The organism is Paralimibaculum aggregatum (assembly GCF_030270585.1).
In the GTDB taxonomy this organism is placed as follows: Bacteria; Pseudomonadota; Alphaproteobacteria; order Rhodobacterales; family Rhodobacteraceae; genus Thermohalobaculum; species Thermohalobaculum aggregatum.
Genome location: NZ_BSYI01000008.1, coordinates 1 through 22,755, shown reverse-complemented (window position 1 = coordinate 22,755; position 22,755 = coordinate 1). Strand labels below are relative to the sequence as shown.

Annotated in this window: 22 protein-coding genes; 12 read left to right on the top strand and 10 right to left on the bottom strand. The window is 66.8% G+C overall.

All coding sequences use genetic code 11. From position 1 onward, the window contains the following. Positions 1–23 precede the first annotated feature (23 nt). From QSJ97_RS06510 to QSJ97_RS06495, 4 genes are all read right to left on the bottom strand, one after another. A complete protein-coding gene (locus tag QSJ97_RS06510) occupies positions 24–836 on the bottom strand; it encodes an enoyl-CoA hydratase/isomerase family protein (RefSeq protein WP_285670861.1) in 813 nt (270 codons plus the stop codon). 138 nt (positions 837–974) lie between these two features. Further along, positions 975–1,457, bottom strand: coding sequence for a nuclear transport factor 2 family protein (locus tag QSJ97_RS06505; protein WP_285670859.1), 483 nt, complete (start codon positions 1,455–1,457; stop codon positions 975–977). Next, entirely contained in the window at positions 1,444–3,447 is a 2,004-nt protein-coding gene (locus QSJ97_RS06500; RefSeq protein ID WP_285670858.1) for a TRAP transporter permease, read from the bottom strand. Before QSJ97_RS06500 ends, QSJ97_RS06505 begins: the two co-directional genes overlap by 14 nt. A 10-nt stretch (positions 3,448–3,457) precedes the next feature. After that, positions 3,458–4,609: a TAXI family TRAP transporter solute-binding subunit gene (locus QSJ97_RS06495; RefSeq protein ID WP_285670857.1), complete on the bottom strand. Its 1,152-nt coding sequence runs from the start codon at positions 4,607–4,609 to the stop codon at positions 3,458–3,460. A gap of 378 nt (positions 4,610–4,987) precedes the next feature. Between QSJ97_RS06495 and QSJ97_RS06490 the strand changes: the two genes are divergently transcribed. The 8 genes from QSJ97_RS06490 (at position 4,988) to QSJ97_RS06455 (ending at position 13,063) form a co-directional block, all read left to right on the top strand. Further along, the gene (locus QSJ97_RS06490; RefSeq protein ID WP_285670856.1) at positions 4,988–5,758 is read left to right on the top strand and encodes an SDR family NAD(P)-dependent oxidoreductase; all 771 of its coding nucleotides are present in this window, start codon (positions 4,988–4,990) and stop codon (positions 5,756–5,758) included. Between the two features lie 140 nt (positions 5,759–5,898). After that, entirely contained in the window at positions 5,899–7,059 is a 1,161-nt protein-coding gene (locus tag QSJ97_RS06485) for an acyl-CoA dehydrogenase family protein (protein ID WP_285670855.1), read from the top strand. A gap of 1 nt (position 7,060) precedes the next feature. After that, positions 7,061–8,179, top strand: coding sequence for an acyl-CoA dehydrogenase family protein (locus QSJ97_RS06480; protein WP_285670853.1), 1,119 nt, complete (start codon positions 7,061–7,063; stop codon positions 8,177–8,179). Further along, positions 8,172–9,344: an acyl-CoA dehydrogenase family protein gene (locus QSJ97_RS06475; protein ID WP_285670852.1), complete on the top strand. Its 1,173-nt coding sequence runs from the start codon at positions 8,172–8,174 to the stop codon at positions 9,342–9,344. The genes QSJ97_RS06480 and QSJ97_RS06475 overlap by 8 nt, the downstream gene beginning before the upstream one ends. A 3-nt stretch (positions 9,345–9,347) precedes the next feature. After that, positions 9,348–10,121: an enoyl-CoA hydratase/isomerase family protein gene (locus tag QSJ97_RS06470; RefSeq protein ID WP_285670851.1), complete on the top strand. Its 774-nt coding sequence runs from the start codon at positions 9,348–9,350 to the stop codon at positions 10,119–10,121. A gap of 41 nt (positions 10,122–10,162) precedes the next feature. Then, the gene (locus QSJ97_RS06465) at positions 10,163–11,293 is read left to right on the top strand and encodes a thiolase family protein (protein WP_285670849.1); all 1,131 of its coding nucleotides are present in this window, start codon (positions 10,163–10,165) and stop codon (positions 11,291–11,293) included. After that, positions 11,290–11,694, top strand: a complete 405-nt coding sequence (locus tag QSJ97_RS06460) for a Zn-ribbon domain-containing OB-fold protein (RefSeq protein WP_285670847.1) — start codon at positions 11,290–11,292, stop codon at positions 11,692–11,694. Before QSJ97_RS06465 ends, QSJ97_RS06460 begins: the two co-directional genes overlap by 4 nt. A 475-nt stretch (positions 11,695–12,169) precedes the next feature. Then, positions 12,170–13,063: an IS3 family transposase gene (locus QSJ97_RS06455; RefSeq protein ID WP_285670846.1), complete on the top strand. Its 894-nt coding sequence runs from the start codon at positions 12,170–12,172 to the stop codon at positions 13,061–13,063. On the opposite strand, the gene QSJ97_RS06450 is transcribed toward QSJ97_RS06455, so the two are convergent. Beyond that, on the bottom strand, positions 12,947–13,369 hold the full coding sequence (locus QSJ97_RS06450; protein ID WP_285670845.1) for a hypothetical protein: 423 nt from the start codon (positions 13,367–13,369) through the stop codon (positions 12,947–12,949). The genes QSJ97_RS06455 and QSJ97_RS06450 overlap by 117 nt on opposite strands. Here QSJ97_RS06450 and QSJ97_RS06445 point away from each other — a divergent pair. Next, positions 13,265–13,636: a hypothetical protein gene (locus tag QSJ97_RS06445; protein WP_285670993.1), complete on the top strand. Its 372-nt coding sequence runs from the start codon at positions 13,265–13,267 to the stop codon at positions 13,634–13,636. The two genes, QSJ97_RS06450 and QSJ97_RS06445, sit on opposite strands and share 105 nt — an antisense overlap. Before the next feature lie 59 nt (positions 13,637–13,695). Here QSJ97_RS06445 and QSJ97_RS06440 read toward each other — a convergent pair whose 3' ends face one another. The 5 genes from QSJ97_RS06440 to QSJ97_RS06425 all read right to left on the bottom strand — a co-directional run bounded on the left by QSJ97_RS06440 (position 13,696) and on the right by QSJ97_RS06425 (position 17,035). After that, on the bottom strand, positions 13,696–14,061 hold the full coding sequence (locus QSJ97_RS06440) for a phosphate acyltransferase (protein ID WP_285670844.1): 366 nt from the start codon (positions 14,059–14,061) through the stop codon (positions 13,696–13,698). Continuing rightward, on the bottom strand, positions 14,058–14,681 hold the full coding sequence (locus QSJ97_RS06435; protein WP_285670843.1) for a hypothetical protein: 624 nt from the start codon (positions 14,679–14,681) through the stop codon (positions 14,058–14,060). Before QSJ97_RS06435 ends, QSJ97_RS06440 begins: the two co-directional genes overlap by 4 nt. Continuing rightward, positions 14,678–14,965: a MaoC/PaaZ C-terminal domain-containing protein gene (locus QSJ97_RS06430; RefSeq protein WP_285670842.1), complete on the bottom strand. Its 288-nt coding sequence runs from the start codon at positions 14,963–14,965 to the stop codon at positions 14,678–14,680. Before QSJ97_RS06430 ends, QSJ97_RS06435 begins: the two co-directional genes overlap by 4 nt. Then, positions 14,965–15,201, bottom strand: a complete 237-nt coding sequence (locus QSJ97_RS24965; protein ID WP_434220893.1) for a Rossmann-fold NAD(P)-binding domain-containing protein — start codon at positions 15,199–15,201, stop codon at positions 14,965–14,967. The genes QSJ97_RS06430 and QSJ97_RS24965 overlap by 1 nt, the downstream gene beginning before the upstream one ends. Positions 15,202–15,289: 88 nt before the next feature. Next, complete coding sequence (locus QSJ97_RS06425; RefSeq protein ID WP_285670989.1) at positions 15,290–17,035, bottom strand: PHA/PHB synthase family protein; 1,746 nt, start codon at positions 17,033–17,035, stop codon at positions 15,290–15,292. 673 nt (positions 17,036–17,708) lie between these two features. Between QSJ97_RS06425 and QSJ97_RS06420 the strand changes: the two genes are divergently transcribed. Genes QSJ97_RS06420 through QSJ97_RS06410 form a run of 3 tightly spaced genes read left to right on the top strand, consistent with a single transcriptional unit; the run spans position 17,709 to position 22,626 of the window. Further along, the gene (locus tag QSJ97_RS06420) at positions 17,709–18,725 is read left to right on the top strand and encodes an HlyD family secretion protein (RefSeq protein ID WP_285670841.1); all 1,017 of its coding nucleotides are present in this window, start codon (positions 17,709–17,711) and stop codon (positions 18,723–18,725) included. Between the two features lie 15 nt (positions 18,726–18,740). Next, positions 18,741–21,494, top strand: coding sequence for a ribosome-associated ATPase/putative transporter RbbA (rbbA, locus tag QSJ97_RS06415; protein WP_285670840.1), 2,754 nt, complete (start codon positions 18,741–18,743; stop codon positions 21,492–21,494). Positions 21,495–21,501: 7 nt separating this feature from the next. Continuing rightward, entirely contained in the window at positions 21,502–22,626 is a 1,125-nt protein-coding gene (locus tag QSJ97_RS06410) for an ABC transporter permease (protein ID WP_285670839.1), read from the top strand. Positions 22,627–22,755: the final 129 nt, after the last annotated feature.

Below are 22,755 nucleotides of genomic sequence, written 5' to 3'. Positions count from 1 at the left end.
TGCGCCCGCGCCTTCGCCTGCACTCAGTAGCCGTTGAACACCGGACGCCGCTTCTCGGCAAATGCCGTCGCGGCCTCCTTGTGGTCGTGGGTCTGCAGGGTCAGCATTTCATAGGCGATCGAGGCGTCGAGGATGAGGTTCAGGTTGTCCTTGATCCCCTTGTTGACCGAGAGCTTGGTCCACTGCACCGCGTGCTCGGGCAGCCGCGCCAGATCGGCCGCGATGTCGATCGCCTTCTCCATCACGCCTTCCGCCGGCGCAGCATAGCTGAAGAGGCCCATCTCCGCCGCCTCGGCCCCGCTGATGAGCCGGCCGCGCATCAGGAAGTCCTTGGCCCGCGCGGGGCCGACCAGCATCGGCCAGATCACCGCGCCGCCATCGCCGGCGACAAGCCCCACCTTGACATGCGTGTCGCCAAACTTCGCCGTCTCGGCGATCACCGCGATGTCGCAGAACAGCGCCAGGGTGGCGCCGAGCCCGACACAGTCGCCGTTGATCGCCCCGACGATCGGCTGGCGGACCTCGAGCAGGTTCTGGAACAGGCGCTTGGTGTCGCCCGGCGTGCGCAGGGCGAATTTCAGCCCCTCCACGGTTCCGGCCCGGCGGGCCATGTTCTTGACGTCGCCGCCGGCCGAGAAGGTCGTTCCGGCGCCGGTGAAGATGATGACCTTCACCTCGTCGTCCTTCGACAGATCGAGCCAGACCTGCTCGAGCTCGCAATGCGTGTCGTGGCTGATCGCATTGCGGAAATCCGGGCGGTTCAGGGTGAGCCGCGCGATGCCCTCGCTCTTTTCGACCGACAGGTTCTGGTACTTGTCATAGGTATTCATCTGCATGGTTCCGCAAGCTCTCCGTTTCCCTATGCGTTGGGCATTCGGTGGGTTGAGTCAACCAAAATTTCACCAGATGTTACGCATTTCATTTTATTGGAAGCGTGACATGTCCCGCGCGCTGTGCGGCGCGGACAGCACGGGTCAGATCGTCGGTGGGCCGAATTCGCACCAGAGGCGGGTGAGGTGGAGCCACTCGATCCTCCACTCCCCGCCGTCCTTCCGGTAGCGCTCGTGATAGTGGCCGAAGCCCCTGCGGGTCATCCTCGCGGTCTGCACGCAGTCCGACATGCCCCAGATGCCCCGCGCCCGTTCCGCGTCCAGGATCTCCAGCTCGGCGAGATGGCCCTGATGTGCCGTGCGGGTGGTGCCGCCATTGGCCGCCAGCATGGCGCGGACGCCGCTCAGCATGGCGTCGCGGCCGCGATATTCCGTCACCCGGTCGCCGCCGCTCTCCCAGCGGATATGGACATCCTCGGTAAAGAGCGCCGCCCAGGCATCCAGCGCGCGCGTGTCGAGGAGCCGGAAGTAGCGCGCCTTGAGGATGCGCAGCGCCTCGATCTCGACGAGATGCTCGGGCTTCACGGCCCCCCGGGGCGCCTCTGCCCCCGGATCAGACGGTTTCATCGGCCCCGCTCTCCATCTGGCCGGACAGGCCGCGCTCGATCCTGGCGATCAGGTAGATGACCGCCGCGCAGCCCGCCCCGAACGCGGTCAGCTCGACATTGCCGAAGCCGGTCATCGGCCCTCCCGGCATCGCCATGGCCAGCCCCCCGGCAACCAGCACGAGCTGTTTCGGCAGGCGCACCGGAAGGCTGCCGGAGATCCGGCCGGAACCGAAGAGGTAGCCCTGCAGCCCCATCGCGATGATGACGATCCCGATCATCGCCTTGGCGGTGAGGAGCACGATGTCCGTCACCTCGCCCTGCATCAGCAGCGCCGGGTCGGCGACGAAGAAGAACGGGATGAAGTAGATCACCGTGCCCAGCCGCATCGCCTCGAAGCCGGTGCGCATCGGCGACGCGCCGGCGATCGACGAGGCCGCAAAGGCGCCCAGCGCGACCGGCGGCGTGATGTAGGAGAGCATGCCCCAGTAGAGCATGAAGAGATGCACCCCCATCGGGTTGAGGCCGGATTCCGACAGCGCCGGCGCCATGGTGATCGCGAGGATGATGTAGGCGATCGTCACGGTCACGCCGATCCCCATGACGAAGCTGACCAGCGCGCCGAGCAGCAGCAGCAGGAACACCTGCCCGTCCGCCAGCGCCAGCAGCTCGAAGGCGAAGGTGCCGATCTTGCTCTGATAGGCCAGCGCGCCGACGATCAGGCCGACCCCGGCGAGCAGGCCCGCGAGCTCGACCAGCAGCCGCCCGACGCTTTCGAGGAAGGCCAGCAGCGAGGCCCGCGTGAAGCGGTGCCCCGGAACCACCTGGTTGATGACCAGCAGCAGCACCGTGGCGTAGTAGGGCGCCTGGGCCTCGCGGTTCTCGAAGATCAGGAGATGGATCAGCAGCCCGAAGACGAGGAGGTAGTACCAGCCGTCCTTCAGGACCTCGCCGAGGGACTCCAGCCGCTCGCGCGGGATGCCCTTCAGCTTCATGCGCGCGGCATAGGCGTCGATCTGGATGAACAGGGAGAAGAAGTAGAGCAGCGAGGGGATCACCGCCGCGATCAGCACGTCGCGATACGAGACCCCGAGATTGATCGCGATGATGAAGGCGGTCGCGCCCATCACGGGCGGCATCAGCACCCCGCCGGTGGAGGCGCAGGCCTCGATCCCGCCCGCCACATGCGGCTTGATCCCGTGCCGGCGCATGGCGGGAATGGTCAGCGCCCCCGTGGTCAGCACGTTGGTGATGACACTGCCGCTCATCGAGCCCATCAGCCCCGAGGAGATCACCGCCACCTTGGCCGGCCCGCCGCGCACGCCGCCCAGCAGCGCGAAGGCCAGCCGGATGAAGAAGCGCCCGCCCCCGGTGTGCTGCAACGCCACGCCGAAGATCATGAAGCCGAGCACGAGATAGGCGAAGGCCCGGAACGGGATCCCGATCACGCTCTCGGTCGAGAGCACGTGATAGGCCGCGGTGTCCCCGATGGTCTCGGTGCTGCCCTGCAGGATGCCCGGCAGCGAGCCCGCGATCAGCGGATAGGCCGAGACCACCGCCACGATCGCCGCCACCACGTTGCCGCCGGCGCGCCGGGTCGCCTCGAGGACCAGCAGCCAGAACGCGATGCAGACATACTGCATCCAGTCGGGCGCGATGAACTCCCAACCGCTGTTGAGGATCCGCTCGGCATTGACCACCAGCACCGAAGCGAGGCCGAGGGACGCGGCAAAGCAGATCACATCATACCATGCCATCCTGCCCGAGGCCGCCGGCACGGCCGGAAACACCAGGAAGGCCAGCGGCAGCAGCAGCGTCAGCATCAAGTAGAAATACTGGCTGTCGATCACCGTGTAGCCGGTCAGCTCGCCGAAGTTGAACGAGCGATAGATCGCGAACGCGGTGGCGAGGAGCGACATGACGAGAACGACAGCCCGCCAGAGCGGGGCGAGCTGGCGATGACGGCCCCGCGGGGCCGCCGGCTCGTCGTCTGCATGTGTGGCGGATTGCATCTCCGCGGTCTCAGTCGAAGACCACGGGAAGGCCTGCCGCCGTCAGCGCCGCCTTGCGCGCCTCAAGCCAGCCCTCGCGGAATGCCTCGCCGGACCGGTCCGCCGCGGCCTCGCTGTATTCGGCCCAGGCCGACAGCAGCACCTCCTGGCGCGCGATCAGCCGGTCGTTATGCGCCTGGTCGGCCTCGGTCCAGACGCCGATCTCCTTCCAGTAGCGCACGGCGCCCTCGTGGAACGGGATCGCCCATTGCAGCCTCTGGTTCTCCACCGCCCAGCCATCGGCGCCCTTCGCCCCGGTGCGGTAATCGTCGAGGTTCTCGCTCATCGACTTCACGAGCGCATAGACGATATCGGCATCCTGATCGGCATTGGTCGTGAGGATCGGATAGGGGTAGTTCGAGCTCTCCAGCGGCGCATCCTCTGAGAGCAGGGTGCCGACGGTCGCCATGGTCGGCACGAAATAGGGCGCCTTCTTCTGCAGCCGGGCCCAGGCCTCGGTGTCGTCATGCGGCATCCGCAGCCATTTCAGGCCATAGGACGAGGCCGCGACCTTCTGCGTCAGCGGCGAGACGGTGCTGGCGAAGACCACGTCGGCCTTGCCGTTGAGCACCGCTTCGTAATCCGCCCCGGTGCCGGAGACCCGCACGATCTCCACGTCGTCCCAGGTCAGGCCGCCGAAGGCCAGCAGCGCGCCGAACGACCAGTTGACGGAATCCGAGTTCGTCACGAAGGTGACGCGCTTGCCGCGGATATCCGCGAAGGTCTCGATGCCGGAGGACTCGGTGACCATCAGCGTGAGCGCGGTGTCGGCGAAGGCCGACATCAGCATGCGCAGCGGCTGCGGGCCCCACTCCTTGTCGGCGAACATGTAGACGCCTTCCTGCCCCATCCACACGGTGGCGCCGCAGCTGCAAAACTCGGCCTTGCGGTCGCGCAGGGGCGCCATCCGCGAGACATCGTTCTTGCCCGGCAGCACGCGGACGGCGGTGCCGTGGCGCTGCTTCAGCATGTTGCCGATGGCGACCGTCTGGGCATAGCCCGACGAGGTGGTCTGATAGGCCATCCAGGTGAGCTTCTTCGGCAGCTCCTGTGCGGCCACGGCCCCCGACAGGCAGAACAGCCCGAGCGCCGCGGACCCGAGCGCCTTTGCCAACATTCCCATGTTCTTTCCTCCCTTTGCATCGCCGCAGGGCGACCACCGCTGCCGGCGCCTCGGAGGGCCGGCGAGATATTGTTATATGACATCAATTACGCTAGACGAAATTCACTGTAAACCCTGAACTCCCCCAGCTGGCGGATTTTCTGTCCGGGCGTACAGCGTCCGGATGCCCTCAAGGGGCACATCCGCCTCGATCGGGAGCCGTCGCATGGTGTTTCAACAAACAACATAAATTCCATTAAATGGAATATCCATGGACAAGCCCGCTTGGCCACGCCTAGGCTCGCCCGCGCTGCCACGCCCCCGCATCCGGCGCCCTGCCGCGCCCTGCGGTCACGGGCCGGCCTGGCTGGGGATCAACCGACCGGAAGGATTGCAAACATGACAGAGCTCTCGCTAGCCGGGCGTGTCGCCCTGGTCACCGGCAGCGCCAGCGGTATCGGGCGCGCCATCGCGCTGGAACTGGCCGCCCGAGGTGCCGTGGTCGCGGTCAACGATCTGCGCGAGGACCGGGTTTCCGCCGTGGTCGAAGAGATCGCGGCCGGAGGCGGGCACGCCATGGCCGTGCCGCAGGACATCGCCTCGCGCGACGGCATGCGCGCCGCCATCGAGGCCGTGGCCGGCGCCCGGGGGCATCTCGACATCCTCGTCAACAATGCCGCCTGGGTGCGCTACCAGGGCGTTCCGGCGATCCAGCCCGAGACCGTCGACCGGATGGTCGATATCAGCTTCAAGGCGGTGATCTGGGGCATCCAGTCCGCGGCCGAGGTCATGCGCCCGGAACGGCGCGGCACGATCATCAACATCGCGTCGGTCGAGGCGTTTCGCTCGACGCCGGGCTCCATGGTCTATTCCGGCATCAAGGCCGGCCTGCTGGGCCTCACCCGCGCCGCGGCGGCGGAGCTCGGCCCGAGCGGCATCCGGGTCAACGCGATCTGTCCGGGCCCGGTGCCGACCGAAGGCACGATGCGCCTGCGCAATGCGGATCGCGATGCGGCCCGCGTGGCGCAGACCCCGCTCGGCCGGCTCGGCACGGTGAAGGATGTCGCGCGCGCCACCTGTTTCCTGGCCGGGGAAGACGCCCAGTTCATCACCGGGCAGGCGCTGCTGGTGGACGGCGGGATGACCTTTGCGGACCTGCGCGGGGCCTGAGGATATTCCGCAAATGTCATTAAACGAAAGATATGCCATTAAATGTAATTTCTGCTGGACAATCCCGACCGCCCCCGCCTAAGGTCGCCGCAACGAGAACAGCGCTCGGCGCATGAACCCCGCCAGGGGAAGGGGGAGGCTTGCCAGAGGACGCCCAGGACTGGAACGCCATGACGGACGACGCCTTCCGGGAAAGGCTCGCCCGCTTCGTGGAGGAGAACTGCCCGGCCCGGCTCCGCCATCTCAAGGACCGTCCGCGGCTCGCCGAGGTGCATGGCTGGCAGAAGGCGCTCGGCGCAGCCGGCCTGCTCTGCCCGGCCTGGCCGCGGAAATACGGCGGCATGGGGCTGAACCCGGCAAAGCAGCTCGTCTATCTCGAGGAGATGGAGAACCTCGGCGCACCGCGCCTGCTCGATCAGGGGATCATCAATCTCGGCCCCCTGCTGATCGCCCATGGCTCCGAGGCGCAGAAGGCGGAATACCTGCCCAGGGTGATCTCGGGCGAACATATCTGGTGCCAGGGCTACTCCGAGCCCAATGCCGGCTCCGACCTCGCCTCGCTGAAGACCGAGGCGGTGCTCGACGGCGATGCGTTCGTCGTCAACGGCAGCAAGATCTGGACCTCGATGGCGATGGACGCGAACATGATCTTCGCCCTCGTCCGCACCGACAAGACGGTGCGCAAGCAGGCCGGCATCAGCTTCCTCATCATCCCGCTCGAGCAGCCCGGCGTGACCGTCCGCACGATCCGCAACATCGCCGGCAAGGAGGAGCTCTGCGAGGTCTTCTTCGACAATGTGCGCACGCCGCGGGAGAACCTGATCGGTGCGCTGAACGACGGCTGGCGGATCTCCAAGACCCTGCTCGGGCATGAGCGGATCTGGTCCGGCTCGCCGCGCCAGTCGTTCTCCGCGCTGTTCCATCTGAAGCGCGTCGCCGAGGCGCTCGGCAGGTTCGACGACCCGGTCTTCGCGGAGAAGTACCAGGCGCTCGAGCTCGACACCCGCGACCTCGGCTCGGCCTATGCACTGGTGCAGCAGAAGGTGGTCAACGGCGAGGAACTCGGGGCCGAGGTCTCGGTGCTGAAGATCTGGGCGACTGAAACCTGCCAGCGCATCACCGAGGCGATCCTCGAGGCGGCGGGCGATGCCGGCGGCATGGCCGGCGAGGTGCCGGTCGGCGGCGAAAGCCTCGACGTGACGGCACCGTTCTTCGAGTCGCGCGCCCCGACGATCTATGGCGGATCGAGCCAGATCCAGCGGAACATCATCGCGAAAACCGTCCTGAACCTGCCGAGCTGAGATGACCGATCCTTCCGAACTCGCCATGCTTCGCGACTCCGCCGCCGGCTTCGCCGCCGGGGAGCGCGATCTCTTCTACCATCAGCGGGAGTTCGGCAGGCTGCCGGGCGTCAACCCGGCGGCCTTCCGCAAGATGGCGGACCTCGGCTGGATGGGCATCCTGGTGCCCGAGGAGCATGACGGGCTCGGCCTCGGTCTGCCCGAGATGGGCACCGTGGTGCGGGAGCTCGGTAAGGCGCTTCTGGCGGAGCCGCTGGTCGCGACCGCGGTGCTAGGCGCGCGCATCCTTGCCGCCAGCCCGGACACCACATTGAAGGCGCGGCTCCTGCCGGGCCTCGCGGCGGGAGAGCATCTGGCCTGCCTCGCGTTCCAGGGGCCCGCCGGCAGTCTCGACGATCTCGGAAGCGCTGTCCGCCCGGCGGACGGACGGCTCACCGGCCAGAGCCGCTTCGTCGCCGGTGCGAGCCTCGCGGACAGCTTCCTCGTCGCCGCGCGCGGCGACGCGGGGCTCGGCATCTATCTCGTCGATGCCCGCAGCGAGGGCCTCGCCGTGTCATACGAATGGCGCTCCGACGGCACATGCCTCGGCCGGCTCGCGCTCGACGGCGCCGAATGGACGACCGTGGTGGCGGAGGGCGAGGCTGCGGAGACCGCGCTCGCGGAGGCGCTCGACATGGCCTGCATCGTGGCCTCCGCCGAGATGCTGGGGGTGATGGAGGCGACGCTCGATCTCACGCTCGACTACATGCGCACCCGGGTGCAGTTCGACCGGCCGATCGGCAGCTTCCAGGCGCTGCAGCACAAGGTGGTGGATCTCTACATCCTCAAGGAGATCGCTTCCGGCGTGCTGCAGGAGGCGCTGGCATCGGGCGCCCGCCCGCCTGCGGAGCGCAGCCTGCTCGCGAGCCGGGTCAAGAGCCGCTGCAGCGATGCCGTGCTGCGCATCACGCGCGAATGCATCCAGCTCCACGGGGCGATCGGCTTCACCAGCGAGTACGAGCTCGGCGCCTATGTCTACCGCGCCATCGCGCTCGCCGCCTGGCTCGGCAACGGGGCCGAGCATCGCCGGCGCATCCGGGCCCTGTCGGCTCGCCCGCAGGAAGGGGAAACACATGCTTGACGACACCGCCAGCGGAGCCTGGGAGCTGCCGGAGGAGTTCGTGCTGCTCCGCGAGACCGTGCGCCGCTTCATGGCCGACGAGGTGCGCCCGCTGGAGGAGCGACAGCCGCATGACGCCTATGCGCTGCCCGAGGACGCGCTCCGGCAGCTGCAGGCGAAGGCGAAGGCGCTCGGCCTCTGGTGCCTGGCCTCGCCGGCTGAATATGGCGGTGGCGGCCTCAACCTGCTCGGGCAGGTCGTCGTCGCCGAGGAAGCCGCGAAATGCCGGATGGGCGCCTATGTGCCGGCCTGCGGGGCGCTCGGCATCGATCCGCCGAGCGTGATCTGGCTCGGCAACGAGGCGCAGAAGCAGAAATACGGCGTGGAGGGGATCGCACGGGGCAAGAAATGCTTCGTGGCGATCTCGGAGGCCGCAGGCGGTTCCGATCCTGGCCGCAAGATCCAGACCCGCGCGGTGCGCGACGGCGACCACTACGTGATGAACGGCACGAAGATGTGGATCACCGCCGCCGGAAACGCGGATTGGGGCATCGTGTTCGCGCGCACCGGCGAGGCCGGCAAGGGCGGCGGCATCACCGCCTTCATCCTCGACGCCGGAACGCCGGGCATGTCGGCGCGGGAGATCGGGGTGATCCGCTCCTATTCGCCCTACGAGATGGTGCTCGAGGATGTGCGCGTGCCGGTGGAGAACCGGCTCGGCGAGGAAGGCAGGGGCTTCGAGATCTGCCAGAAATGGCTGGTCCATGCCCGCGTGCCCTATGCCGCCGGGGTGATCGGCGTGGCCCAGGAAGCGCTGAGGATCGCCACCGAATGGGCGCGCGGCCGCCATGTCCACAAGTCGCTGCTGGCCGACAAGCAGGCCGTGCAATGGATGATCGCCGACAGCGAAATCGAGCTGCGCGCAGCCCGGCTGCTGACCTACCAGGCGGCCTGGAACGGCGATCTCGGCCGCGACATCAAGACCGACGCCTCGATCGCCAAGGTCTATGCCACCGAGACCGCGGGCCGGGTGATCGACCGCTGCGTCCAGATCCTCGGCGCCATGGGCGTGGCCCGGGAGCTGCCGCTGGAGCGCTGGTACCGGGAGCTGCGGATCAAGCGGATCGGCGAGGGGCCATCGGAGGTGCATCGCATGGTCCTCTCGCGCGAACTGCTGCGGGAGTAGCCCATGTCGATCGATCTCGACCTGCAGGACGGCATCGCCACGATCACGATCAATCGCCCCGAACGGCGCAATGCGCTGGATGCGGAGCACTACCGGCTGCTCTCGGAGGCCTGGGTGCAGGTGCGCGACGACGACCGCATCCGCACCGCCATCGTGACCGGCGCGGGCGAGGCCGCTTTCTGCGCCGGCGCCGACATCAAGTCCTTCGTCGGCGGGGAGCGGGCGCTCTCGGATCTCTGGCTCACCCAGAAGGACAGCCTGCTGAACCGCGGCCTCGAGGTGTGGAAGCCGGTGATCGCGGCGGTCAACGGCGCCTGCGTCGGCGGCGGCATGACCCTGATGCTGGCGACCGACCTGCGGGTCGCCTCTGACAGCGCCTTCTTCTCGCTCGCCGAGGTGCGGCGCGGCATCATCGCCGCCAATGGCGGAACCCAGCGGATCATGCGCCAGATGCCCTATGCCATCGCCATGGAGATGCTGCTGCTCGGCGACCGGATCGACGCCGAGGCCGCCGGGCGCTGGGGGCTGGTCAACCGCGTCGTGCCGCGGGCCGCGCTGATGGAGACCGCGCGGGACTTTGCGGAACGGATCGGGCGCAACGCGCCGCTGGCGGTTCGCGCCGCCAAGGAGCTCGCCGTGCGCGGCCAGGACATGACCCTCGCCGAGGGGCTGCGCATGGAGCAGCTCGTCAACGGCATCCTGCACGGCTCCGAGGATACCGCCGCCGCGAAGGCCGCCTTCGCCGAGAAACGCGAACCGACGTTCCGGGGCCGCTGAGCCCGCGGGCCGGCGCCATCGATCACCGCGAGGGAGACGGGATGCGGGGAAGGACAGTCATCGCCGGCGTCGGGCACACCCGCTACGGCAAGCATCCGGGCCGCGACAGGGTCGCGCTGATCGTCGAGGCCGCGCGGAACGCCATCGCCGATGCCGGCATCGAGAAGGACATGCTCGACGGGGTCTTCGTGAAGATGGCCAATTCCGCCCCGTCGATCCTCTATGGCCAGCAGGTCGCGCAGGCGCTCGGGCTGCGCCCGCGGATGGGCTGCGCGCTCGATCAGGGCGGCGCGGCGAATGTCTCGCTGATCTCCTTCGCGGCGCTCGCCATCGAGGCCGGCATGATCGAGATGGCGCTGATCTGCTATGGCGACACGCCGCGCACCGGCTCGCATGCGGTCTATCACCGCCCGCGCGGCGAGGAGGCCGCCTATGGCTGGTATTCCACCGCGGCCGGCTACGCGATGATCCATCAGGCCTATCGCAACCGCTACGGCGCGCCGGACACGCATTTCGGCGCGATCGCGGTGCAGGCCCGCGCCAATGCCCTCGGCAACCCCCATGCCCATCTGCGCGTGCCGCTGGACATGGACACCTATCTCGCGAGCCCGTTCGTGGTCGAACCGCTGCGGCGCGACGACTGCTGCCTGCTCTCCGACGGCGGCGCCGCCGTGATCGTCTGCTCCGCGCGCAGGGCGAAGGAGCTGGCGCTGCCCCGCCCCGTTCCGATCCTCGGTTTCGGCCAGGGCCAGGAGAGCTGGGAGGTTCATCTCAGACCCGACCTGCTCGACACCATGGCCGCCGAATCTGCCCGCACCGCCTATCGCATGGCCGGGGTCGGGCCGGAGGATATCGGCGTCGCGCAGATCTACGACTGCTTCACCGTCACCGTGCTGCAGACGCTGGAGGACTACGGGCTTGCGCCCCGCGGCCAGGCCGGGGCGCTGGCGCTCGCCGAGGGGATCGGGCCGGAGGGCGCGCTGCCGCTCAACACCTCCGGCGGGCTGCTCGCGGAATCCGGCACGCCGGGGCTCCAGCTCGTCATCGAGGGCGTGCGCCAGATGCGGGGCGATGCGCGGCTGCAGGTGAAGGCACCGAAGGCCGGCATCGTCTCCAACCAGGGCGGCAGCATGCACACCCACGCCACCCTCATCCTGGGGCAGCCGGCATGAGCTTTCCGCATCCCGAGATCACCGATCTGAACCGGCACTACTGGGACGGCATCGCCGCAGGGGTGCTGCGCTGCCAGGCCTGCGCCGACTGCGGCCATCTCTGGCTTCCGGCGAGCGCGCAGTGCCCGGCCTGCCTGTCGCCCCGGCGGGCGTGGCGCGACACCGGCGGGCGCGGGCGGCTCGTCTCCTGGGTCTGGTATCACCGCGCCTATGCGCCCCATCTCGAGGGCCGGACACCCTACAACGTGGCGATCGTCGCGCTCGACGAAGGGCCGCGGCTGCTGACCAACATCGTCAACCTCGCGGACCGAAGCCTTCTCGCGGAGGGCGCGAGGGTGCGCCTCTGCGTGACGGTCGAGGCGGGACTGCCACTGGCGACCTTCGAGCTGGAAAATGGCTGACACCCGCCGGGCATCATGCGCGCGCTCGCGCCACCCGGAGCTTTCTATCTACCGGCCGCACTCCACCACTGATGGGCCGTTCGCGGCATTGACCCGGACTTGTTGGTCGCGGATCCTAGACGCCGGCGGCCCGTCTGGGCTCCGGTGCTCTGCCCCTGCAATTTCCTCCATCTGATGCTGGAGCCCGGCCGAGTGAGAGGACCGGAGGATGAAGCGATCTCCACGCTTCGCGCGCGCCGCTTCGCAACGTCAGCGAGGCGCGGGTCATCGCGATCCTGCGCACGCCGGAAGCGGGGGCAAAGACCGCGGATATGTGCCGCCGGTACGGCCTCTCGAGCGCGCCCTTCTCCGCGTGAAAGGCGAGGACGCTCCGTGACCTCGAAGCCGAGAATGCCCGGCTGAAGCGGATCGTCGCCGACCAGGTGCTCGGCATGTCCGCCATGAAGGAGCTCCTGGCAAAAGACTGGTGGCGCCCATGGCCAGGCGCAAAGCCGTGGGCTTCCTGTTGGACGAACTGGGCCTGAGCGAGCGGCGGAGTTGCCGGATCGTGGGGCTCTCACGCTCCGTGCAGCAGTATCGCCCCGGCGCCCGCAACGACGGTGATGTCCTCGAGCGAATGCGGACCTTGGCCTCGGAGAACCGGCGCTATGGCTCTCTGCGCCCACACGCCATGCTGCGCCGGGAAGGGCCTGTGACGAACCGCAAACGGACCTGGCGCCTCCGCTGCGCCGAAGGCCTGCAGGTCAGGACGACGAAGCGGCGCAAGCTTCCCCGTCGCGACCGGACTGCGCCCCGGGTGCCGGAACGGCCGATGCAGCGCTGGTCTCCCGACGTCATGAGCGACCAGCTCGCCGATCATCGTCGGTTCCGGGTGCTCGACGTCATCGACGACCACAGCCGTGTCTGCCCTGGTCAGATCATTGACCTCTCGGTCTCCGGCGCTCGCGCGGCGCGATATCTCGACGAGCCGGGCAGGCGCTTCGGGCTGCCCGGGGAGATCGTCCTCGACAACGGCCCCGAGGGCACCAGCCGGGCGATCTTCGAGTGGTCGGAGCGCTCCGGTGCCCGGCTCCGCTTCACCGAGCCCGGCAAGCCTGTCCAGAACGCCTTCGCGGAGCGTTTCAACGGCAAGCTCCGCGACGCGTGCCTCAACCCACACTGGTTTCGCTCGCTCCGTCATGCCCGAGAGGAAATCACGGCATGGCGCCACCACCACAACACCGAGCGCCCCCACTCGGCGCCCGGCCATTTGTCACCCAAGGAGTTCCTGGCAACCAACGCCGCGCCGTCGCCTGAGCCTGTTGTGCGCTCCGCGCCGACGCTCGCCGCAACCAATCAACCGGAGAACCCCAGTTATGCGCGGCCCTGATCGAGGGGAACGGTCAATGTTGGCACACCTCGCGCCGCCAGGCGATGCTGGAGGCCTGCAGGTAGAAGGCGGGCGCCTTCGTCCAATACTCGCAAGAAAATCACGCATGTCGTCGCTCAATCCGGAGAAGACCAGTAATCCAGATTCTCGAGCCAGAAGCTCCTGCCCCCCCTCAACGCTCATGCCACGGTCGCGAATGAGATGCAGGACCACACCTGGGTCAGGCTCGCCGCAGCGCTCAACCATCACCAGATCATCGAGCGCGGCATCCCCCATTCTGTTTGCGATGCTCGTCCGCGCCCGCATTGCACACATGCTCGCGCCGTGGCCCAGATGCGCGACGATATCGCGGCCACCATGGACGACGAGGTGCCCGGCCGCGGTGACGGTATCGCTGCCAATCTCGCGATGGATGCGCGATTGAAGGCGAGTGAGCAGCGCCGTGTGGGCGTCACCAGCGTCACCAGCGTCAGCGGGGTCCGGCTCCTGCTACGACCGAGAAGATCAAGACGCCAGCGCAAGGCCAATGTGGTCGATCTGCGCCTTTCGCTAGAAGTCGCCGTCATCCGCTAGGGAGTAGAGACCGTACTTGATCGACGAGGACCCCGCGCTCAGAATCAGGATTGCCTCGGTCATGGCGCCCTGCAGGAACTGCGGCGGACAGAAAGCGGGGCCAGAGCTGCCGAGGCGCGGCGGGACAGGGTGCCGTCTGCGCGGCTGGTCAGCATGATCGGCACCCGGGCGCCGAGCACGATCCCTGCCGCCTCCGCGCCGGCCAGATACATCGGCTGTTTCGCGGTCATGTTGCCGGCTCCGAGATCCGGTGCGAGGAGAATATCGGCATCGCCGGCCACAGGTGAACCGATAGGTTTCGCTTCGGCTGCCTGCCTGGAGATCGCGGTGTCGAATGCCGGCGGTCCCTCAATCGGTCCGCCGGTGATGCGGCCACGATCCGCCATCTTGCACAGCGCCGCGGCTTCGACCCTCGAGGCGATCATTGGATAGACCGTCTCGACCGCGGAAGGGATCGCAACCTTCGGCCGCTCGATGCCCAGCGCAGTGCGGGCTCGAAGGCGTTCTGGACAATGTCCCGTTTGGTCTCGATATCAGGTTGGATGTTGATTGCGCCATCGGTCGCGAAGAGTGGCTTCGGATAGGTCGGCACATCCAGCGCGAAGGCATGGCTGATCCGCCGCTCGAAGCGCAGACCGGTCACCCTGTAGATTGCGGCGGCCATGATTTCGTCGGTGTGAGGGAGCCCCACATCAGCGCGGACCACTTCAACCGCCCGATCAGCGGCCGCATGGCTGCGCGGCGCATCGACAATCTCGACCTCTCCGAGTTCGATGCCGGTCTTGCCGGAGGCCGCGCGGATCCGCGCTTCCGGCCCGACCAGAATGGGGAGGATCAGGACCTCGCGCTCGGCTCCGATCGCACCCTCGAGTGCCTTCCGGTCGCACGGATGGACGGCGGGCGGGATCGGCGCAAGATCGCGCGTGGTTTCGATGAGACGTCCGTAGCGCGCGCCGCGTTTGTGCAGTTGCACCGCCGGCAGGATCGTTCTTGGACGCCGCACCCTGACGGCAGGCGCGATAACCTTGGCCTCCCCCTTGGTCACCGTTTCGCCATTCTGATTAAGGCATTCGCAATTGAGGAACAGGCGCTGGCCTCAGCGCGCTTCTCGTGCACCGTCACCCGCACTGTCACGGTATCACCGAGTCCGACCGGCCGGCGGAAGCTCAGCGACTGGTTGAGGTGGATGGTGGCCGGACCCGACAGCCCGGGGCCGAGCACGGCGGGGATCAGCGCGCCGCCCCAAATGTCGGGGGCGATCACCTTGCGGAACATGTCGGATCTGGCGAACGCCTCGTCCACATGAGCGGGATTCACGTCGCCCGACATCACCTCGAAGCGCTCGATATCGTCGTGCTAGAGCGTGCGGGTAATCTTGGCCAAGCAGCCCCCAGCGGCGCGCAATTTCTTGCGAGCCCAGCGTCAAGCTCATCGCTGGCCTCGCCATCGGGCGGGCGGACTATCTCCGCCTCGACCGCATCGGCGGTCGGCGCGACAGGACGCCGGGCCCGTTCGTTCAGGCAGGTGACGGCCAATGCGGCGCCCGCCTCGTGGAACGCGTGCACGCAGCCAGCGGCGATGGAGGGCTCGTTGGCGATGCCGACGGCCAGCCCGTCATTTCCGGCCCGGAAGTCCGCCTGGCATGGGCATGAATCAGCCTTCCATCACGTAGCTTCCGGGCGCATCCGGCAGTGTCTGCCCGTTGCCAGGCAGACCGATCGGCGGCGGGGCGGCGGGCTGGGTGGAGCGTTCCGCAAGCCAGGCCGCCCATTCCGGCCACCATGAGCCGTCTTTCAGCATGGCCCGCTCCACCCAGGCGTCCGGCGGCAGATAGGTGTCGCTGTGGCGGCTGGTATGGACGCGGTAGTGCCGGCGTGGATGCCCCGGCTCCGAGACCACCCCGGCGTTGTGTCCGCCCTTGGTCAACACGAAGGTAACGTCGGTATCGGTCTGCATGTGCACCTTGTAGGCGGACCGCCACGGCGCAACGTGGTCCGTCTCGGTGCCGACGGCGAAGATCGGTGCGCGAATGTCGCTGAGCGCGACCGGGCGTCCGTCGACCTCGTAGCGGCCGGTCGAAAGCTCGTTGTTGAGAAAGAGCTTGCGCAGATATTCCGAATGCATCCGGTAGGGCATCCGGGTGGTGTCGGCGTTCCAGGCCATCAGGTCATTCACGACATCGCGCTCGCCCAGCAGATAGGTGCGCAGCATCCGGGACCAGACCAGGTCGTTGGAGCGCAACATCTGGAATGCGCCGGCCATCTGCTTCGCATCGAGGAAACCCTGCTCCCACATCATGTCCTCGAGGAACGTCACCTCGCTCTCACTGATGAAGATCATCAGCTCGCCTGCCTCGGTGAAATCGCTCTGGGCGGCGAAGTAGGTGATGCTGGATAGCCGGTCGTCGCCGTCGCGCGCCATTGCGGCCGCGGCGATCGACAACAGCGTCCCGCCGAGGCAGTAGCCGACGGCGTGGATCCTGTCGCTGCCGGTGATCCTTTCCACTGTATCGAGGGCTGCCATCGGGCCGAGGCGCCGATAGTCGTCCATGCTGAGCTCGCGATCCTCGGGACCGGGGTTCTTCCACGAGATCATGAACACGGTGAAGCCCTGCTCGGTCAGATACTTGACCATCGAGTTTTCCGGGCTCAGATCGAGGATGTAGTATTTCATGATCCAGGCCGGCGTGATCAGGATCGGCTCGGGCCGAACCTTGCTGGTAGCCGGCTCATACTGGATCAGCTCCATGAGCCGGTTGCGGCAGACCACCTTGCCCGGGGTCGCGGCCAGGGTCTCTCCCACGCGGAAATCCTCGACGCCGGCGGGCGGCCTGCTGGCGATCGCGCGCTCCCAGTCCTCCCAGAAGTTCTGTGCGCCGCGCACCAGGTTCTGGCCCATCTCGTCGCGGGTCCTCGCGAGGACTTCCGGATTGGTCGGCAGAAAGTTCGACGGCGAGAACACGTCGAGCACCTGGCGGGCGGCAAACTGGACCGCGCGTTCATGCGCCCTGGTGACCCCGCGCACATCGGTGGTGGCGTTGTACCACCATTGTTGGGTCAGCAGGAAGCCCTGATAGAGCAGGTTGAAGGGCGGCTGCTGCCAGGCCTCGTTGCGAAACCGCCTGTCCTGGGCCAGCGGCTCGATGCAGCTCGACGCCGTGCCGCCGGACATGGCGCATTGCAGGGCGTACTGGCGAAAGCGCAGGCTCTTTCTCAAGGCCTTCTCCCAAAGCTCTCCCTGCTTGCCGGGCGACGTTGCCAGATGCACGGCCCAATCCGCCCACATGGCGCCGAGGCCCGCCGGCGACAGGCCGCCGGTCATCCGGGCGAGCATTGCGCGGCTAGCGTGATCGAGAACATCGCGCATCGCCGTCGCCGAGTAGGAATCGCCTTGCTCCATGGTCGGCGGCAGGGCTGCCGGCGTGTCCGTTCCGGTCGCCACGGCCTGTGGAGCGACACTCTGCGGAGCGATGGATCTGCGTAGCTTCGCGTCGCCCGGTGTCTGCTGCCTCATCAGATCCTCCAGATGGCATTCCGACTCAGCACTACCGCATCGCGACGGGGCGCGAATTGATGCAGCGCAGTATGGCAGCGCAGCAAACCCGCTATGGTGATTCGGGATACCCAACGCGGTCGGTGATCGATTGGCGCGTGCCCACCTAGTGCGATGCACAAAGTTCGCCCTGCCCAGGACCGACCAGACGGAGTTCGAACATGTCGCACACGCTGCATGACCGGAAACCCGATCTCGGCCTGCCCGCCGGAAGGCGCGGCACCGTTCAGCGGGTCGAGACCGATGAGGGTGGGATCATCTCGGGGTCGAAACCGAAGAGTGGGGCGGAGGCGATCTCAGGGTGAGCGGCGACGTCGCCGCACATGTCGGCGAAGGGCGCGGAGGCCTTCAAGCACCTCGAACAAACCGCAGAGGCCCACGAAGACGCAAAGGCGGCTCTCGAAAGCGCGGATGATGGGTGAGCCGATGTTCCCACTGCAACGCACGCCCGTCGCGACGAATGCGCCGCAGGACTCGCAACTGAAATCGATTGGCAGGCGGGAGAATCGGGAAGAATGAGATGCAGGTGAAGCAGATACTGGCGCTTGGCGCCGCTGCCTTGCTGGCCGGTGCCGGCTATCTGATATTCGGCTTGAACCCGGACCCGTTGCCGGACGACATCGCCTCCGGCAACGGCCGGATCGAAGCCGTGCAGATCGATATCGCCACAAAGACCGCCGGCCGCGTCGCCGAGATCCTGGTTCGCGAAGGTGATCTCGTGCAGCCAGGCGATCATGTTGCCACGATCGACACCGCTTCCTTGCAGGCAAGGTATCTCGCTGCCAAGGCCGATATCGCCAGCGCCGAAAGCGACGTCGCCGCCGCCCGAGCCTCGATCGCAGAGGCCAATGCCCGGCTCGTGCTTGCCGAGCAGGAGCTGAAGCGGGCCACCCGCCTGGTCGAGCGGGGGCACGCGGCCCAGGAGGCTCTCGATATCCGCATCAGCCAGCGAGACGCGGCCATCGCCAATGTTGCTGCCGCCGAAGCGACTCTCCTCTCGCGCGAACGCGACGTCGATGCGGCGAACGCCTCGGCGGCGGCGATCAAGACGGATATCGACGACGCCACGCTGGTCGCCCCGACGGTCGGCCGGGTGCTCTACCGACTGGCGGAGCCCGGCGAAGTGCTGGCCAGCGGTGGCAAGGTGCTGACCCTCGTCGACCTCTCGGACATCTACATGGAGGTGTTCCTGCCGCTGGCGCAGGCTCATCGCGCCTCTTTCGGTGCCGAGGCACGCATCATGCTCGACATCTTCGACTTCTTTGTCCCAGCAACGGTGAGTTTCGTCTCGCCCGAGTCCCAGTTCACGCCGAAGGAAGTCGAGACGCGCAGCGAAAGGGAGAAGCTGATGTTCCGCGTCAAGGTCCGCGTGCCGGAGGAACTGGTGCTGGCGCATATCGACAAGGTGAAGACCGGCGTGCGCGGCGTCGCCTACATCCGGCTGGCGCCTCAGCCAGAAGAAGACGCATCGCCGTGGCCGGAGTTCCTTCGGAAGCCGCCGCCAGACGCCGATCAAACCGCCGTCGGTGGAAACTAGCGGGGACGCGGAGACATGATTGGCGAGGATCGGCCGATCGCCCGGATTCGGGGCGTCACGCACATGTACAGGGGCGTGCGCGCCATCGACGGCGTCACGCTAGACCTGCCGATGGGCCGGATGATCGGCCTCCTCGGGCCGGATGGCGTTGGAAAGTCGACGCTCCTGGGGCTCCTGTCCGGCGCACGGCGGATCCAGCAAGGCCGCATCGAGGTTCTTGGCAACGACATGGCGTCTGCCGGCCATCGGACTGCCGTCGGCCCACGCATCGCCTACATGCCGCAGGGTCTCGGAAAGAACCTCTATGCGGATCTCAGTGTCGAAGAGAACCTGGACTTCTTCGGCAAGCTCTTCGCACAGGGCCGCAGCGAGCGCAGGGCGCGCATCGACCGGCTGACGAAGGCCACCGGCCTCCATCCGTTTCTCGCGCGCCCCGCCGGCAAACTCTCCGGCGGCATGAAACAGAAGCTCGGGCTCTGCTGTTCGCTGATCCATGACCCTGACTTCCTCATCCTGGATGAGCCGACGACCGGGGTCGACCCGCTGTCGCGCCGCCAGTTCTGGGAGCTGATCGACGCCATCCGTGAAGAGCGAACCGGCCTGAGCGTCGTGGTCGCCACCGCATACATGGATGAGGCGGAGCGCTTCGACTGGCTGGTCGCGATGAACGCAGGCCGCGTTCTCGACGCCGGAACACCGGCCGAGCTCCGGCGAAGGACAGAGGCCGCTGATCTCGAGACAGCCTTCGTCCGCCTGCTGCCGGACGGGCAGAAGCGTGATGCCGGCACCCTGACGATCCCTCCCCTGGAGAAGACAGACGGCAACCCCGCCATCGTTGCCAGGGGACTGACGCGCCGATTTGGCGATTTCACGGCGGTTGACCGGGTCAGCTTCGAAATCCAGCAAGGCGAGATCTTCGGCTTTCTCGGCTCGAACGGCTGCGGCAAGACCACGACGATGAAGATGCTGACCGGGCTTCTTCCGGCTTCCGAGGGCGAAGCCTTCCTCTTCGGACGGTCTGTCGATGCGAACGAGATCGAGACCCGGAAACGGGTCGGTTTCATGTCCCAGGCGTTCTCGCTCTATGGCGAGCTGACGGTAGAGCGGAACCTCACGCTGCACGCCAAGCTCTTCCATGTCGACCGGGCCAGGGCGGACGATCGGATCCGCGAGCTTTCGCGCCGCTTCGGTCTCGACGGGCATATGGGCTCGCTGGCGGCATCGCTGCCGCTAGGCATCCGTCAACGGCTCTCGCTCGCCGTCGCGATCATCCATGAGCCGGAGATGCTCATACTCGACGAGCCGACCTCGGGGGTCGATCCGGTCGCGCGCGACGAATTCTGGGAGCTGCTCGTGGAGCTGTCGCGCCGGGACAGGGTCACGATCTTCATCTCCACGCATTTCATGAACGAGGCGCTGCGCTGCGATCGCATCTCGCTGATGCATGCGGGGCGCGTGCTCGCCTGCGACGAGCCGGCGCATCTCGTCGAAGCGAAGGGCGCCGACACCCTGGAGGAAGCGTTCATCGGCTATATTGAAGACGCCATCGGTGAAACCGAAGGCCAGACGACAGGTGCGGCGGGGCTGGTCGACGCGCCGACCGCTGCGGCCGCAGCGCCGGAGCACCGCCAGGCAGGCAGCCGGTTTCGCCTCTCCCGGCTCCTGGCCTACAGCTCTCGGGAGGTTCTGGAGATCATGCGCGACCCGGTGCGCCTTGCATTCGCGTTTCTGGGGAGTTCGATCCTGCTGATCGTCATCTCCTTCGGCGTGTCGCTCGATGTCGAAGACCTGACCTACGCCGCGCTCGATCTCGACCGGACTGCCGAGAGTCGCGGGTATCTCCGCAGTTTCGAGGGATCACGCTACTTTCTCGAACAGCCTGCGCTCCAGAGCGTAGACGAGCTGGAAGAGCGACTGCGCGCCAACGACATCACGCTGGCAATCGAGATCCCGCCCGACTTCGGTCGAAACCTGAACAAGGGCGAGGCACCGAGCGTCTCTGCCTGGATCGACGGCGCGAACACGACCAGGGCTGCCATCATCGAAGGCTATGTCGAGGGCGGCCACAGCACCTACCTGGTGGAACTGGCCAACACGGCAGGGGTCGACGCGAGCGCGGTTTCGAACGTGACGGTGGAACCGCGCTACCGATACAATCCCTCGTTCGAGACGATCTTCTCGATCGGGCCCAAGACCCCGGCGCTGCTGTTGCTGCTTTTTCCCGCCATCCTGATGGCGGTCAGCATGGCGCGTGAGAAAGAGATCGGCACGATTTCGAACTTCTACGTGACGCCGACGAACCGGCTCGAGTATCTGATCGGCAAGCAGTTGCCCTATATCGGCATCGGCATCGTCAATTTCCTCATCCTTACGGTTCTCGTCGTATTCGTGCTGCAGGTGCCGCTGAAGGGAAGCCTGTCCGTGTTGTTCGTCGGAGCCACGCTCTACGTGATAGCAACGACGGGCTTCGGGCTGCTCATCTCATCGGTCACGAAGTCGCAGGTCGCCGCGGTCTTCGCCACAACGATCTTGTCGATGCTGCCGACGATGCAGTTCGCCGGGATCATGCAGCCAACGTCGACCCTCGAAGGCGGCGGCCGCGTGATCGGATCGCTGTGGCCGGCTACCTACTACATGCATCTGAGCGTCGGGGCCTTCACGAAGGGCCTCGACTTCTCGGACCTGACCTTCGACCTCGCCGCGCTTGCCCTCTTTGGCCCGGTCTTCGTCATCACTGCGGCGGCCTTCCTCAGAAAGCAGGAGGCGTGAGCGGTCGATGAGGACCTGGGAGAACATCTTCTGGCTCGGCACCAAGGAGCTTCGGAGCGTCATGGGCGACGCAATCCTTGTCGCGCTCATCGTCTGGTCGTTCAGCTTCTCGATCTACTCCCAGGCGACCGCGATCAGCGAGACGGTCAACAACGCCTCCGTCGCAATCGTCGACGAGGATCGCTCGACCCTGTCCCGCGTCATCGGAACGGCGCTCTACCCGCCCTATTTCAAGGAGCCGGAGCTGATCTCGGCCAGCGAGATCGACCACGGGATGGATCAGGACCGCTTCATGTTCGTCGTGGTCATCCCGCCCGATTTCGAGAAGCACGTGCGCCAGGGTCGCCAGCCCAAGGTCCAGGTGAACATCGACGCGACCGCCGTCGGGCAAGCAAGCCTTGGCGCGAGCTACATCCAGAACATCGTCATCCACGAAGTGAACCGCTTCGTGATGCGTTCGGACGATACGACCGATGTGTCCGTGGAGCTCGTCGAGCGTCGGGCCTTCAATCCGAATGGCATGGGCATGTGGTTCAGCGCCGTTGTGGCGTTGCTGGACCAGCTCTCGATGCTGACGATCATCCTGACCGGTGCGGCGCTTCTCCGCGAGCGCGAGCATGGGACGATCGAGCATCTCCTGGTCATGCCGCTCACATCGTTCCAGATCGCTATGGCAAAGGTCTGGGCCAACGGGCTTGTCATTCTCGCGGCCTTCACGCTGTCGTTGCTCATCGTCGTGGAGACGATTCTCGCGGTGCCAGTCGCAGGGTCGCATTGGCTGCTCATCGGCGGGACGACTGTCTACCTCTTCGCCGCGGCGGCGATCGGCATTTTCCTCGGCACGATCGCACGCACGATGGCGCAGTTTTCTCTCCTGATCATGATGACCATCATCCCGATGACTATGCTGTCCGGCGGGATGACTCCGATCGAAAGCCAGCCGGAGATCGTCCAGCCGCTCACATGGCTGCTTCCCTCGCGCCACTACATGGCTTTCGCGCAGGCGGTCGTCTTCCGCGGCGCCGGCTTCGACATTGTCTGGCCGAAGTTCCTGGCAGTTGCGGGGCTCGGCGCCGTCTTCCTCGTGTCCAGCCTCGCCCTGTTCCGGCAATCGATAACGACGAGAACATGAGGGTTGAGGCAAACCGGACCTGTCAGTGCGTATTCCGGGCCATCCGGTTGCTCGTTCCGACAGCATCCGGTCAGGCGTTCCGGGGTATCCGGTCACTCTGAGCGCGCGCGTCTGAGCGTGTTTTCCTGC